The 14,222-nt window shown below is 58.8% G+C and carries 14 protein-coding genes; 10 read left to right on the forward strand and 4 right to left on the reverse strand.

Going from position 1 to position 14,222, the window contains the following annotated elements:
* Nucleotides 1-46: 46 nt before the first annotated feature.
* Nucleotides 47-1,813, reverse strand: a complete 1,767-nt coding sequence (gene aspS / locus AB5Y71_RS13380) for an aspartate--tRNA ligase (RefSeq protein WP_005337684.1) — start codon at nucleotides 1,811-1,813, stop codon at nucleotides 47-49.
* A gap of 32 nt (nucleotides 1,814-1,845) precedes the next feature.
* Nucleotides 1,846-2,097 carry an FmdB family zinc ribbon protein gene (locus AB5Y71_RS13385; protein WP_005337686.1) on the reverse strand — a complete coding sequence of 84 codons (252 nt, stop codon included), beginning with the start codon at nucleotides 2,095-2,097 and terminating at the stop codon, nucleotides 1,846-1,848.
* A 162-nt stretch (nucleotides 2,098-2,259) separates the two neighbouring features.
* Between AB5Y71_RS13385 and AB5Y71_RS13390 the strand changes: the two genes are divergently transcribed.
* From AB5Y71_RS13390 to AB5Y71_RS13415, 6 genes are all read left to right on the forward strand, one after another.
* A complete protein-coding gene (locus tag AB5Y71_RS13390) occupies nucleotides 2,260-3,108 on the forward strand; it encodes a DUF72 domain-containing protein (protein WP_139428407.1) in 849 nt (282 codons plus the stop codon).
* Nucleotides 3,109-3,383: 275 nt separating this feature from the next.
* Complete coding sequence (gene cmoA, locus AB5Y71_RS13395) at nucleotides 3,384-4,130, forward strand: carboxy-S-adenosyl-L-methionine synthase CmoA (RefSeq protein ID WP_005353159.1); 747 nt, start codon at nucleotides 3,384-3,386, stop codon at nucleotides 4,128-4,130.
* On the forward strand, nucleotides 4,127-5,104 hold the full coding sequence (gene cmoB / locus AB5Y71_RS13400) for a tRNA 5-methoxyuridine(34)/uridine 5-oxyacetic acid(34) synthase CmoB (RefSeq protein ID WP_368171780.1): 978 nt from the start codon (nucleotides 4,127-4,129) through the stop codon (nucleotides 5,102-5,104). The genes cmoA and cmoB overlap by 4 nt, the downstream gene beginning before the upstream one ends.
* A gap of 52 nt (nucleotides 5,105-5,156) precedes the next feature.
* Entirely contained in the window at nucleotides 5,157-5,945 is a 789-nt protein-coding gene (locus AB5Y71_RS13405) for an ATP-dependent zinc protease (protein WP_058055899.1), read from the forward strand.
* 3 nt (nucleotides 5,946-5,948) lie between these two features.
* On the forward strand, nucleotides 5,949-7,487 hold the full coding sequence (locus tag AB5Y71_RS13410; protein WP_005337699.1) for an inactive transglutaminase family protein: 1,539 nt from the start codon (nucleotides 5,949-5,951) through the stop codon (nucleotides 7,485-7,487).
* Nucleotides 7,488-7,490: 3 nt separating this feature from the next.
* The gene (locus tag AB5Y71_RS13415) at nucleotides 7,491-8,456 is read left to right on the forward strand and encodes an alpha-L-glutamate ligase-like protein (protein WP_005353164.1); all 966 of its coding nucleotides are present in this window, start codon (nucleotides 7,491-7,493) and stop codon (nucleotides 8,454-8,456) included.
* A gap of 298 nt (nucleotides 8,457-8,754) precedes the next feature.
* On the opposite strand, the gene AB5Y71_RS13420 is transcribed toward AB5Y71_RS13415, so the two are convergent.
* Nucleotides 8,755-9,357: a peroxiredoxin C gene (locus tag AB5Y71_RS13420; RefSeq protein ID WP_005337701.1), complete on the reverse strand. Its 603-nt coding sequence runs from the start codon at nucleotides 9,355-9,357 to the stop codon at nucleotides 8,755-8,757.
* Nucleotides 9,358-9,503: 146 nt separating this feature from the next.
* Here AB5Y71_RS13420 and AB5Y71_RS13425 point away from each other — a divergent pair, with 146 nt between their 5' ends.
* From AB5Y71_RS13425 to AB5Y71_RS13435, 3 genes are all read left to right on the forward strand, one after another.
* The gene (locus AB5Y71_RS13425) at nucleotides 9,504-10,412 is read left to right on the forward strand and encodes a hydrogen peroxide-inducible genes activator (protein WP_159157209.1); all 909 of its coding nucleotides are present in this window, start codon (nucleotides 9,504-9,506) and stop codon (nucleotides 10,410-10,412) included.
* Nucleotides 10,413-10,606: 194 nt separating this feature from the next.
* Nucleotides 10,607-11,056 carry a C40 family peptidase gene (locus AB5Y71_RS13430; protein ID WP_005337703.1) on the forward strand — a complete coding sequence of 150 codons (450 nt, stop codon included), beginning with the start codon at nucleotides 10,607-10,609 and terminating at the stop codon, nucleotides 11,054-11,056.
* Nucleotides 11,057-11,367: 311 nt separating this feature from the next.
* Complete coding sequence (locus AB5Y71_RS13435) at nucleotides 11,368-11,544, forward strand: hypothetical protein (RefSeq protein ID WP_005337704.1); 177 nt, start codon at nucleotides 11,368-11,370, stop codon at nucleotides 11,542-11,544.
* 168 nt (nucleotides 11,545-11,712) lie between these two features.
* On the opposite strand, the gene dsdC is transcribed toward AB5Y71_RS13435, so the two are convergent.
* Nucleotides 11,713-12,657, reverse strand: a complete 945-nt coding sequence (gene dsdC / locus AB5Y71_RS13440; protein ID WP_159157210.1) for a DNA-binding transcriptional regulator DsdC — start codon at nucleotides 12,655-12,657, stop codon at nucleotides 11,713-11,715.
* A 223-nt stretch (nucleotides 12,658-12,880) separates the two neighbouring features.
* Here dsdC and dsdX point away from each other — a divergent pair, with 223 nt between their 5' ends.
* Nucleotides 12,881-14,218: a D-serine transporter DsdX gene (gene dsdX, locus AB5Y71_RS13445; protein WP_159157211.1), complete on the forward strand. Its 1,338-nt coding sequence runs from the start codon at nucleotides 12,881-12,883 to the stop codon at nucleotides 14,216-14,218.
* Nucleotides 14,219-14,222 lie beyond the last annotated feature (4 nt).

The raw sequence follows: 14,222 nt of genomic DNA on the forward strand, positions 1-14,222 counted from the left end.
GAAACACAGAGGCCGCACGGCGGCGGCCTCCGGTGCCGGTATCGGCTTACTCGTCGCCCTTGACGGTGGTTGCAATCGCCAGCTCACCCAGTTGGGCGGCGTTGGCAAGGCTGGGGGCGTCTGTCATCAGACAGGCGGCCGCGGTCGTTTTCGGGAAGGCGATGACGTCCCGAATGTTTTCGGTGCCGGTCAACAGCATGCTGAGGCGGTCCAGACCGAAGGCCAGACCGGCGTGCGGCGGGGTACCGTACTTCAGCGCATCCAGCAGGAAGCCGAACTTCAGGCGCTGCTCGGCTGGGGTGATACCCAGGATGTCGAACACGGTGGATTGCATCTCGCTGTTGTGGATACGGACAGAGCCGCCACCCACTTCGTAGCCGTTGATCACCATGTCGTAGGCGTTGGCGTAAGCACCCACAGGGTTGGCTTTCAGCTCGGCCGGGCTCATGTTGCTCGGCGCGGTGAACGGGTGGTGCATGGCGGCCAGACCACCTTCACCATCTTCCTCGAACATCGGGAAGTCGATGACCCACAGCGGTTTCCAGCTGTTCTCCAGCAGGCCAAGATCGCGACCCACTTTCAGACGCAGGGCGCCCATGGCATCGCAGACCACTTTCTTGCTGTCAGCGCCAAAGAAGATGATGTCGCCGTCGGCTGCGCCGGTACGGGCCAGGATCTCGCGCACGATGGCGTCAGAGAGGAACTTGGCAACCGGAGACTGCACGCCTTCGATACCATTGGCGGCTTCGTTGACCTTCATCCAGGCCAGGCCCTTGGCACCGTAGATGCCGACAAACTTGGTGTATTCGTCGATCTGCTTGCGAGAGAGCTCGGCGCCGCCTGGGACTTTCAGGGCAGCCACACGACCTTTCGGATCGTTGGCGGGGCCGGCGAACACGGCGAACTCGACGGCAGTCAGCAGATCTGCCACATCGACCAGCTCCATCGGCAAACGCAGGTCCGGCTTGTCGGAGCCGTAGCGACGCATGGCTTCATCGAAGGTCATGATCGGGAAGTCGCCCAGATCCACGTTCAGGATGTGCAGCCACAGTTTGCGGATCATCTCTTCCATCACTTCACGCACCTGCGGTGCGGTCATGAAGGAGGTCTCCACGTCGATCTGGGTGAATTCCGGCTGGCGGTCGGCACGCAGGTCTTCGTCACGGAAGCACTTGACGATCTGGTAGTAACGGTCGAAGCCGGACATCATCAGCAACTGCTTGAACAGCTGGGGTGATTGCGGCAGAGCGTAGAACTTGCCCTTGTGCACGCGGCTCGGCACCAGATAGTCACGGGCACCTTCCGGGGTGGCCTTGGTCAGCATCGGGGTCTCGATATCGAGGAAGCCGTGCTCGTCCATGAAGCGGCGTACGAAGGCGCTGGCCTTGGCACGGGTCTTCAGGTACTTGGCCATCTCGGGACGACGCAGATCCAGGTAGCGATACTTGAGGCTGATCTCTTCGCTGTTGACCTGATTGAAGTCCAGCGGCAGCGGCTCGGCACGGTTGATGATGTTGAGTTCGTGGGCGAACACTTCGATGGCGCCAGTGGCCATGTCGCTGTTGCGCTGGGACTCGGGACGGGTGCGCACCACGCCGGTCACCTGGATGCAGAACTCGCCGCGCAGCTCGGAGGCCAGGGCGAACGCGTCCGGCTTGTCCGGATCGAAGAACACCTGAACGATCCCTTCCCGGTCGCGCATATCGATAAAGATCAGACCGCCGAGATCACGACGACGATGAACCCAACCGCACAATGTAATGGTCTGCCCTGCATGGGCCTCATTGACCTGTCCGCAATAGATAGAGCGCATGGACTTCTTCCTTCGAAATTGTAGAGAGACGGTTAACCTTGGGCCGCCGGGCACGACTGGCAAGCACCGTCTGTCTCACAGCTGGCCAGATTCTTTTTCTTACCCGGTTTGAAATCAGTCTCGTACCATCCGGTTCCCTTGAGCCGGAAGCCTGCCGCCGATATCAGCTTGACCAGATTCGGCTTGCTACAGGCCGGACAGTCGGTCAGGGGGGCATCGGAAAGCTTTTGCAGTTTTGCCAATTCATGGCCACAGACGTCGCAACGATATTCGTAGATAGGCATGGGTCACAAGAAATTGAAAAACAAAAGGGCTGGCATTATAGAGGAAAACCCCCTTTTGGGTAAAATGGCCAGCAGCCTCCTTTCGCCAGTTTTTTGCACTCGATGGCAAAACGCGGGCAAAAAATCGGCACGAATGCACCAAGAGCGAAGAGAATAGCCATCATGAGCCTCTATTTGGGCCTGCCACAGTGGTCCCACCCCAGCTGGCCCGGCCAGTTGCTGGGCCTTGGCGCCAAGCCTGCCGAACACCTCGCCCACTACGCCACCGTGTTCAATTCGGTGGAGGGCAATACCACCTTCTACGCCCTGCCGACCCCCGATACTGTACAGCGCTGGGCCGATGCGGTGCCCGATCACTTTCGTTTCAACTTCAAATTTCCGCAAACCATCAGCCACCAGAGCGATCTGGTGAGCGCAGACAAACAAGTCGCCGACTTTATTCGCCTGCTCGCCCCGCTGCACGACAAGCTGGGGCTGCTCACCCTGCAGTTGCCCGCCCGTTTTGGGCCAGAGGGGCTGGCCAGACTGGCGGCCTTCATCGATCGGCTGCCGCGGGCGTTTCGCTACGCCCTCGAGGTGCGTCACCCCGACTTTTTCGCCAAGGGGGAGGCCGAGCGGGCATTGAACCGGCTGCTGATGGAACAGGGTGTGAACCGGGTGATGCTCGACAGCCGGCCACTCTTCTCGGTGCAAGCAACCACGCCAGCCCTCGTCGATGCCCAGGGCAAGAAACCGCGCCTACCGGTGCATCTGCTGGCCACCGCCAACGCCCCCATGGTGCGCTTTATCGGCCTGCCGGATCCGGCGGCCAATCACCCCTTCCTGCCCAGCTGGCTCCCCCACTGGCGCCAGTGGCTTTCCGAGGGCAAGGATCTCTACCTCTATATACATACTGCCGACAACGCCCTGGCACCTGAGCTGGCCCGCCAGATCACCCGCTTGCTGGAGCAGGAGATGGCCCCCTGGCCGGGGGAAAACGATCGCGCACGGCAGGGAGTGCTGCGCTTTTAGCCAACCCATTCTGCGGCCATCGTTTCGCTGCAAAAAAAGTGCTTTTTTGTGGCGTGGCAAGCCCTGGCGTCAAGACAAACGGCCATCAATCCTCTACACTACCGCCCCAAGTAAGGGTCCGGAACATGGCCCGTACGAACAGGACAGGTCCAAAGGATTTCATGACCAGCCACCCCGTTCGTAAACAGGTGATAAATCTACTCTGATGGGTGTCACCCAACGACTCAATTGAACAATACAGCCGGGTGATGTCCCGACTGTCAGGTTGCGCCAGCATGCATACCAAAGATCAAATTTTTGCCGCCCCGATCGCCCGATTGGGAGACTTCTGTTTTGACGAACAGGTCGTCGACGTGTTTCCCGATATGATCCAGCGCTCGGTGCCGGGTTACAGTAACATCATCTCTGCCATCGGCATGATGGCCGCCCGCTACGCCCAACCCGAGAGCCGACTCTATGATCTTGGCTGCTCACTGGGCGCCGCGACCCAGGCGATGCGTCGCCATGTCAGCCAGCCCGGCTGCCGCATCACCGCGGTGGATCTCTCCCATCCGATGATCGAGCGCGCCCGCGCCCACCTCTCCGGTTTCAAATCCGAGGTGCCGGTGGAGCTGGTGGAAGCAGATATCTGCGACATCGAGATCGAGAACGCCTCAGTGGTGGTGCTCAACTTCACCCTGCAATTTGTCGAACCAGAGAAACGGGCCGCCCTGATCCAGCGCATTCACGATGGTCTGCGCCCGGGCGGGATCCTGATCCTGAGCGAAAAGTTCCGCTTCGAAGATGAACCGGTCAACGAGCTGCTTATCGATCTGCATCTCGACTTCAAGCGGGCCAATGGCTACAGCGAGCTGGAGATCAGCCAGAAACGCACCGCTCTTGAGAACGTGATGCGCACCGACAGCCTGCCGGTGCATCAGGCACGCCTGCGGGATGCCGGTTTCGTCCATCAGGATCTCTGGTTCCAGTGCTTCAACTTCGGCTCCATGATTGCCATCAAATCCAGCGACGCCCAGCCATGATCGACTTTGCCAATTTCTATCAACTCATTGCCAAAAACCGGCTGAGCCACTGGCTGCATACCCTGCCCGCCCAGCTGCACGCCTGGCAACATGACAACCAGCATGGCGACCTGCCGCGCTGGAACCGCGCCCTCAACAAGCTACCGGTGGTCTCCCCCGGCAACATCGAGCTGAAAAGCCGGGTCGAGATTGGCTCGGCCGAGAGCCTTGGCGAAGGGGAGCGCAAGAAGGTCGAGAGCCTGCTGCGCCACTTCATGCCCTGGCGCAAGGGGCCGTTCACCGTGCACGGCATCCACATCGACACCGAGTGGCGCTCTGACTGGAAGTGGGATCGGGTGCTGCCCCATATCAGCCCGCTCGAAGGGCGTTACGTGCTGGATGTGGGTTGCGGCAGCGGCTACCACCTCTGGCGCATGGTGGGTGAAGGGGCCAAGCTGGCGGTCGGCATAGACCCGAGTCCGCTGTTCCTCTGCCAGTTCGAGGCCATTCGCCACTTCGCGGGCAATGATCAGCGCGCCCACCTGTTGCCGCTCGGTATTCAGGAACTGCCGGAGCTGCGTGCTTTTGACACCGTCTTCTCGATGGGGGTGCTCTATCACCGCAAATCCCCCATCGAGCACATCGAGCAGCTGCGCAATCAATTGAAAGATGATGGCGAGCTGGTGCTGGAGACGCTAGTGATTGACGGCGGGGTCAACGACGTGCTGATGCCCACCGATCGTTACGGCAAGATGCGCAACGTCTGGTTTATTCCCTCAAGCCGCGCCCTCAAGCTGTGGGTCGAGCGCTGCGGCTTCACCGACGTGCAGATAGTAGACGAGAATATGACCAGCACCGACGAACAGCGTCGTACCGACTGGATGATTAATGAATCCTTGAGTGACTATCTGGATCCAGACAATCCGGCACTCACGGTAGAAGGACACCCGGCGCCGAAACGTGCCGTACTGATTGCCCGCAAGGCCAAAGACTAGCCGATGGCGATTCAGGAAGTTACACTGACCCAATTCCAGGAAGCACAGTTAAATGAATGACATGAAAAGCAAATTAAAAGGAATGACCCTGCTCTCCCTGCTTAGTCTCGGCGGGTGTGTCAATATGGAAAAAGCGCCTCAGGTCCCTGCTCTGACGCTGGCCGAGCTTCGTAGCGAGCTGAGCCAGAGCGAGCTGCGCCTGCAAACATCCATGGAACAGCAACAGAAGCAGTATGTGCAGCAACAGCACCTGCTGGTTCAGCTCAACACAGATGTCACCAATATGAAAGAGTCCATCAAGCAAGTAGACCACAAGCTCGCCACCCTCCCCTCCGAGCCGCCCAAGCCGATGGCCATCCCCACCGAGAAGTGCCCGGCCCCCAATCAGGGTCACACCATCGATGGCAAGCTGATGGTCGGTGAAGCCGAGTGGATCTGGGTTGATGCGGCCAACGACGCCTTCCAGGCGCGGGTCGATACCGGTGCGACCACCTCCTCCATCAGTGCGCAGGAGATCACCATTTTCGAGCGCAACGGCAAAAACTGGGTGCGCTTCTTCCTGAGCCATCAGGAAGTGGACGACAAGATCCAGATCGAAGCGCCGCTGGTACGCCATGTGCGGGTGCGTCAGGCCTCTGCCGACGATCTGGACCGCCGTCCGGTAGTGCGTCTGGCCGTGCGCATTGGCGACATGACCGAGAAAGCCGAATTTACCCTGAAAGACCGTAGCGACATGACCTTCCCTGTGCTGCTGGGTCGCGAATTTTTGAAAGACATCGCCGTGGTTGATGTGGCCCGCGAATATATCCAACCCAAACCCAAGCTCAAGGATGTGAAATAATCCATGGTTTCCCGTAAGCCGTTCTATTTGCTGGTAGCCCTGCTGTACATTGTCGGCCTGGGGATGACGATCTATCACCATATCGCGTTGGATGTACCGCTGACGCCCGGTGAAAAGCGCCAGATCTGGTCCATCGAAGCCAAGCTGGAGTTCGAGGCGACCGGTGAGCCGGTGATCGCCTCCCTGGCCATTCCGGGCACCCAGCCCGGTTTCACCCTGATGAACGAGAACGCCGCCAGCCCGGGCTACGGCCTCTCCTTTGTTGAGAAAGATGGCGATGCCCGCGCCGAGTGGTCCATCCGCACCGCCTCTGGCCGTCAGGAGCTCTACTACCGCGTCGACATGATGGCGGATGCCCATGCCAAACCGGCCGCCAATCCGCAGCCGCCTGCCATCGAGAAGCAGATCGAGAGTGAGCCTTACGCCACCGCGATGAAGCAGATCCTCGAGCGGGCCCAGGAGCGCTCTGCCGACGGCTACACCCTGACTCGCGAGATCATCAAGGAGATCGAGAAGCAGGAGCAGAACGCCGAGCTGCTGAAAAAGCACAAGAGCCGCGCCAACCTGATCGCCGAACTGCTCAACAATGCTGACGTCCCCACCCGCGTGGTGCATGCCCTGAATCTGGAAGATGGCCGCCGTCGTCAGGAGCTGGTGGATTACCTGCAGGTATTCAACAGCCCGACCGACTACAAGCTGTTCAACCCGCAAACCGGTGAACAGGGTCGTCCGGCCAACCTGCTGCTGTGGGAATACAACTCCGGCGCCCTGCTGGACGTGACCGGTGGTCACAACTCCCGTGTCAGCTTCTCGATGATCGAGCAGGAGCAGCCAGTCAGCGTGGCACTGGCGCAGAAGTTCGAAAAATCAGAGATGATGAACTTCTCCATCCACAGCCTGCCGCTGGAAGAGCAGACCCTGTTCAAGGGCTTGCTGCTGATCCCGATCGGCGTGCTGATGGTGGTGTTCCTGCGGGTTCTGGTGGGGATCAAAACCTCCGGTACCTTCATGCCGGTGCTGATCGCGGTCGCCTTTATCCAGACCTCGCTGGTCACCGGCCTCATCGGCTTCCTGCTGATCGTCGGCACCGGTCTCATCATCCGATCCTATCTGTCGCGGCTTAACCTGCTGCTGGTCGCCCGAATATCGGCCATCATCATCATGGTTATCTCGATGATCGGTATCTTCTCCGCGTTCGCCTTCAAGCTGGGGCTGACCGACGGCATGAAGATCACCTTCTTCCCGATGATCATCCTCTCCTGGACCATCGAACGGATGTCCATCCTGTGGGAAGAAGAGGGCCCGAAAGAGGTGTTCCGCCAGGGCGGCGGCTCTCTGCTGGTTGCAGTCATCGCCTATCTGGCCATGGATAACGAGCTTATTCGTCACCTCACCTTCAACTTCCTCGGCCTGCAGCTGGTGCTGATGGCGACCGTGCTGTTGATGGGTAACTACACCGGCTACAAGCTGAGCGAACTGAAGCGCTTCAAGCCGCTGGTGGACGAGATGAAATCTGGCGTGACCCCGGGTAAGGACAAGTAACCGATGTGGTTCTGGGAAAAATACACAACCCCGTGGAGCCTGTCCCAATCAGGCATCCTCGGCATGAACAAGCGCAACCACTCCTACATCAGCCGCTACAATCCGCGCAGCCTCTATCCGCTGGTGGATGACAAGCTGCAGACCAAGCAAATTGCGCTGGATGCAGGCGTTACCGTGCCTGAGCTGATCGGTACCATCCGTGCCCAGCACGATGTGGGTCGCATCACCGAACTGGTAAAAGATTGGCCGGGCTTCTGCATCAAGCCGGCCCGTGGCTCGGGCGGCAAGGGGATCCTGGTGATCCTGCGTCAGGAAGATGGCCTCTTCTACAAGCCCAACGGCAGCGCCTCTACCGGTCAGGATCTGGAGCGCCATGTCTCCAACATTCTGGCAGGGCTCTATTCGCTTGGCGGCAAGCCTGACGTGGCACTGGTGGAAGGCCTCATCAACTTTGATGATGTGTTCGATGGCTACTCCTTCGAAGGGGTACCCGATGCCCGGGTCATCATCTTCAAAGGGTTCCCGGTGATGGCGATGATGCGCCTCTCCACCGCCGCCTCCGATGGCAAGGCGAACCTGCACCAGGGCGCCGTGGGGGTGGGTCTGTGCTTGCGTACCGGTCGTGCCCTGCGGGCGGTGCAGTTTGGCAATCCGCTGCGCCACCATCCGGATACCGGCCTCGACCTCTATGAGCTCAAGGTCCCACACTGGGATACCCTGCTCACCCTGGCCGCCTCCTGCTACGAGATGTCGGGTCTGGGTTATATCGGTACCGATATGGTGCTGGACAAGTTCCGCGGCCCCATGCTGCTGGAGCTCAATGCCCGTCCTGGTCTTGCCATCCAGATCGCCAACGGTCGCGGCCTGGTGCCCAACCTCAAGACCATCGAGAAACTGGGACAGGTTAAGATGAACGTGGAGCAGCGGGTCAACTTCGCCAAAGACCACTTCGGGATCTTTGAGGAATAGCCCCTCCGCTTGTGAACTGAGCGCGCCTATGGCGCGCTTTTTTTATGGCTCATGTTTGTCTGTCGGCATATCCCCCATCCAGCCATAGGGGCAGCACCTCATTTCGAAACGACGAGTACGCCAGCGAACGGCAGCTTGGAATAGCGATGGAACGATGGAACGATGGAACGATGGAACGATGGAACGATGGAACGATGGAACGAGAAGAGTGTGGCCGCAATGTCAGGAGATAGATAAATCTCAGGTATAAAAAAAACCGGCGCCAAGACGCCGGTTCTTCAAGGAGAGTGCAGCCCGATTACAGGGAGTCAGCATTCTCGGACAGGTACTTGGCAACGCCGTCCGGAGAGGCTTGCATACCTTTTTTGCCTTTTTCCCACTGAGCTGGGCACACTTCGCCGTGCTCTTCGTGGAATTGCAGGGCATCGACCATGCGCAGCATCTCGTCGATGTTGCGGCCCAGCGGCAGATCGTTGACAACCTGGTGACGAACGACACCGTTCTTGTCGATCAGGAAGGAGCCACGGAACGCTACACCGGCTTCCGGATGCTCAACGTCATAGGCTTTGCAGATTTCGTGCTTGACGTCGGCGATCAGCGGGTACTTGACCTGACCGATACCGCCATCTTCCACTTTGGTGTTACGCCATGCATTGTGGGAGAACTGGGAATCGATGGAAACACCGATCACTTCCACGCCACGCTTCTGGAACTCTTCATAACGGTGATCGAAGGCAATCAGCTCGGACGGGCAGACGAAGGTGAAATCGAGCGGATAAAAGAAGACAACGGCAGCTTTGCCTTTGATGTGGGATGACAGGTTGAATGAATCAACGATCTCGCCATTACCCAGAACAGCTGCGGCGGTAAAATCGGGTGCGGGACGGCCTACCAATACCATATTCAATTCCTCTTTATGTGAAGTGAACAATCCGGTGAGGATTGGGCTACCTAGAGCCAAGTCCATCTAATTCAAGCGACAAACTATAGACCCGGTGGTAGATTAGTTAAATCAAATTAAATAGATAGCATTAATCGGGTTTTTCTATGCAACGTTGGCCCAGCCTCAAACAGCTGCAATATCTGGTCGCTCTTGATGAGCACAAGAACTTCAACCGCGCCGCCAAGGCCTGTCATGTCAGCCAGTCGACCCTGAGTACCGGGATCCAGACGCTGGAGGACATGATGAACCTGCAACTGGTGGAGCGGGACCACAAGAGCTTCATTATGACCCCGGTCGGCACGGAAATCGTCGAGCGCGCTCGCAATTTACTCTCCGATGCGCGGGATCTCATGGAGCTCGGGCAACATCAGGGCGGCGTGATGCAGGGGACGGTACGTCTTGGCTGCATTCCCACCATAGCCCCCTTCCTGCTGAGCAAGCTGCTGAAAGAGTGCAGCAAAACCTATCCTGACCTCGAATTGTTGCTGCGTGAAGACACCACCAGCAATCTGCTCAAGCAGCTGGAACAGGGTCAGCTCGACTTGCTGATCCTCGCCCTGCCCATCGAGATCGGGGGATTTCACTGCAAGACCGTCGGCCAGGATCCGTTCCACATGGTGATGCCCGCCAGCATGGCGGCCGGTCTGCATACCCCGTTCGACTACAAGGAGCTGCCCAACCAGAGCATCTTCCTGCTGGAGCGGGAGCACTGCCTCACCGAGCACGCAGTGAGCGCCTGCCGCCTGCGGGACAAGAGCAAGATCAACCCGTTCGCCGCCACCAGCCTGCACACCCTGGTACAGATGGTGGAAGCGGGTCTTGGCACCACCTTCCTGCCGCAGATGGCCATCGATGCCGGCATCCTTGCCAACTCCGATCTGGTGGCCATCCCGCTGCCGGGAGAGACCTCCTATCGCGAGATCGGGCTGGTCTGGCGCCCCAGTACCACCCGGGTGCAGACCTTCTACAAGCTGGCCGAGCTGCTTAAACCGCTGATCAGCCACAACGAGTGACAACAAACGCCAGCCCTCGGGTTGGCGTTTTTCAGTTCCCCACTACATTTTTCCTCTCGGAGACTAGGTCTGGAGCCAGATCCCTGTTTATGATGGAAAAGTTGTCGCGTGCCCTCCTGCCGCCAGAACGATTTGGCAGGATATGGCGCTCGATAAATGTCTCGTTTGGTAGACCCGTCCGTGGAGAGAGCCCGATGTATCGCAAGCTGTTGCTATCCCTGCTGACTCTGCTGCTGGCCGCCTGCTCCAGCACGCCGGAGCCACCTCCGGCCCCCCGGCAGAGCAGTGCCTTTGATGGCTTCTACCAACAATGGCGCGGTGTTCCCTACCGCATGGGCGGCGCCAGCCGCGCCGGGCTAGACTGCTCCGCCTTCACCCAGCTCGCCTACAGTCAGGTGCTGGGCTTCAACCTGCCAAGAACCACCGAATCTCAGGCCAGCATTGGCAAACCGGTAGATCGCTACCGGCTGCAACACGGGGATCTGGTCTTCTTCAAAACCGGCTGGCAACAGTACCATGTGGGGGTCTACACAGGTGCCGGCGAGTTTATTCACGCCTCCACCAGCAAGGGAGTGATCCGCTCCCGCCTCGACAACGTCTACTGGAACAGTCGCTACTGGCAGGCACGTCGGGTGACCCAGTAACCGCTCAAACGCCTGCTTGCGGCACAAGTTGCGTGCCGATACTCTCCGTCAATCCCTGTCGCGATGTCGGGACACACAACCCGCGCTTATAACTCAATTGGCCCCAAAGCCTGCATATCACACCATTTTGTGATAAGGTGGTGGCCAATTTTTAACACTTTCGCCTTTTTCTCATATGCTCTCTGTCCTGATTGACAACACGCGAGGCGATAACAAGCAACGCGCGGCGAAAGTGGAGTGTGGCGCGACACTGCCGGACGGGTGTCCCACAGCTGCAGTATCAAGGGTTAAATAGATAAGGAGATCGTGCAATGAAACAGTATCAAAGCTGGCTGGGGCAATACCTGATGAGTCGCCGTGACGGTGACCACGCCATGGCATGCGAGATGGCGAGTTCCATCTGCGAGTTCTGGCAGCAGCAGGGTGATGAAAACGAACTGGACAAGTGGCAGCAGATTTACCAGAACCATCTGGAAAAGACCACCTGATCCCGACCGTTGCCTTGCTGCCAGCCATCCGGTGTGGGCAGCAAGGCCACTCGCGACCAACCACCATCAGCCAACCCCTCTCCCCCAATATTCCCGCTACGTTAAACCGCTACCTTCGTTCACCCGCGCTTTACCATCTTCATTTTGCTCTTGCGCACCGGTCTCTATTCATTCCATCTCGGCAGCCATTTCCTGCGCCCAGTCGATAAAGGCCTGGATCTTGGGACACGCCCGGTTGGGCAGGGTCGCCATGTAATAACGCTGCTCGCACTTGACCTCGAGCCCGGGGAAAGGGGCCACCAGCTCGTTGCGTGCCAGTCGCTTGCTCACCAGATTCTTGCGCCCCATGGCGATCCCGGCGTGATTCATGGCGGCGATGATGGCGAGATCCGAGCGATCAAAACCCATGCTCAGCTGACATGCCTCGAGGCTGACCCCGGCGTGGCGAGCCCAGCAGCTCCATTCATCGGTATCCGAGTCAAATCCCCATGCCTGCCGATCATGGAGCAGACGGCACAAAGACAAGTTGGCGGGATTACCGGCAAGCCCGTGCTGCTCGGCATATTCCGGGCTGCAGACCGGCAGCATGAACTCATCCATCAGCGGGTGGATGGCAAGCCGCTCCGGGCTCTTCTCATCGAAATAGAGGGTCAAATCGATGCCATGACCATGCAGGTTGATGTTCTCGTTACCGGTGATGATATTGAGCTCGATCTGCGGATGCAGGCGGGAGAAATCAGCCAACCTGGGCACCAGCCAGCACTGGGCGATGGAGGGACGCGAATAGATGGTCAGGGTACCGGAGAGCTCCTGATTCTTGATCTCCAGGATCTCCTGATTGATGAACTCCAGCGAAGATTTGAGCGCCCAGAACACCCGCTGCCCATCCGCCGTCAGTACCACCTTGCGGTGAAAACGCTCAAAGAGCTTGAACCCCAGCTCCTCTTCCAGCGCGCTGATCCGGTGACTCACGGCACTAGGGCTCAGCGACAGCTCATCAGCTGCCATGGCAAAGGATCCGTGGCGGGCGGCCGCCTCGAAGGTGTGCAGCTTGGCCAGCTGGTAGCCACTCAGCAGCTTGTTGCGCGATATGTAATTATCCCCGTTATACATTCATCCCCCTCTTCGCAATGGCCGCCGATGATACACCCACAGGCCACCTTCAGGATGAAATCAAAAGACCCAAAGAGTGTGATTTCGATAAATTGTGACCAATGTAGCGCCTTTGCATCATCTCATTTCATCCAAGTGGTCGATTTCATCATTTGTCAGCCCCACCTCATTTTCATTCAATAAGCGCATAAACAATCACACACAACAGATGTCGAGGCGCAGTATGAGTTCAGAGGTATGGGTCATCGCTACCTTGCTAAGTAGCATCGTTCTTATCGTGGTCACCATAGTAAAGGGCAAGGTGCATCCTTTCCTTGCCCTGCTGCTGGCAAGCTTCTATGTCGGCACCCTGATGGGGATGGAGCCCCTCAAGATGGTCAGCGCCATGGAAGAGGGCATTGGCGGCACGCTAGGCTTTCTCGCCGCCGTCATCGGTCTTGGCACCATACTCGGCAAGATGATGGAGGTGTCGGGGGCTGCAGAGCGCATCGGTCTCGCCCTGCAGAGATGCCGCTGGCTCTCGCCACAGGTCATCATGGTGCTGGTTGGTCTGGTATGTGGCATCACCCTGTTTGTCGAAGTGGGGGTAGTGCTGCTGATCCCGCTCGCCTTCTCCATCGCCCGCAAGACCAGAACCTCGCTGCTGACCCTGGCCATTCCGCTCTGCACCGCCCTGATGGCCGTGCACTGCATAGTGCCGCCCCACCCGGCAGCCCTCTACGTCACCAATCAGCTGGGGGCTGACGTCGGCTCCGTCATTGTCTATGGCCTCGCGGTCGGCCTCTTCGCCTCGCTTATCGGCGGCCCGCTGTTTCTGAAGCTGCTGGGCAACAGGCTCCCGTTCAAGGTGGTACCCGATGCCTTTGCCGACATCAAGGCCCGCGATGAGGCAACTCTCCCGACCTTAAGCGCCTCGCTCTTTACCGTGCTGCTGCCCATCCTGCTGATGCTGGCCAAGACGGTCGCCGAGCTCAACATGGATCACGCCAGCCACCTCTACACCGTGCTGGAGTTTATCGGCAACCCCATCACCGCCATGTTTATCGCCGCCTTCACTGCCTACTACGTGCTGGGGATCCGCCAGCAGATGAAGATGGAGGGGCTGCTCAACAAGACCGAGGAGTGCTTCTCCTCCATCGCCAATATCCTGCTCATCATCGGGGCGGGTGGCGCCTTCAACGGGGTGCTCAAGGCAAGCGGCCTGGGCGATAGCCTGGCCATCATCCTCTCCCAGCTGGATATGCACCCGATTCTGCTGGCCTGGCTAGTGGCTATCGTGCTGCACGCCGCCGTGGGCTCCGCCACCGTCGCCATGATGGGCGCCACCGCTATCGTCTCCCCCATCATGGTGCACTACCCGGATATCAGCCCGGAGATCATGACCCTGGCCATCGGCTCCGGCGCCATTGGCTGCACCATGGTGACCGATTCCCTGTTCTGGCTGGTCAAGCAGTATTGCGGCGCCACCCTGAACGAAACGCTCAAGTACTACACCACCGCCACCTTTGTTGCCTCCCTGATGGCGCTGGCCGGTACCTTCCTGCTCTCCTATATCGTGTAACAAG

It is taken from the genome of Aeromonas sp. R9-2 (assembly GCF_040908025.1).
Taxonomy (GTDB): Bacteria; Pseudomonadota; Gammaproteobacteria; order Enterobacterales; family Aeromonadaceae; genus Aeromonas; species Aeromonas veronii.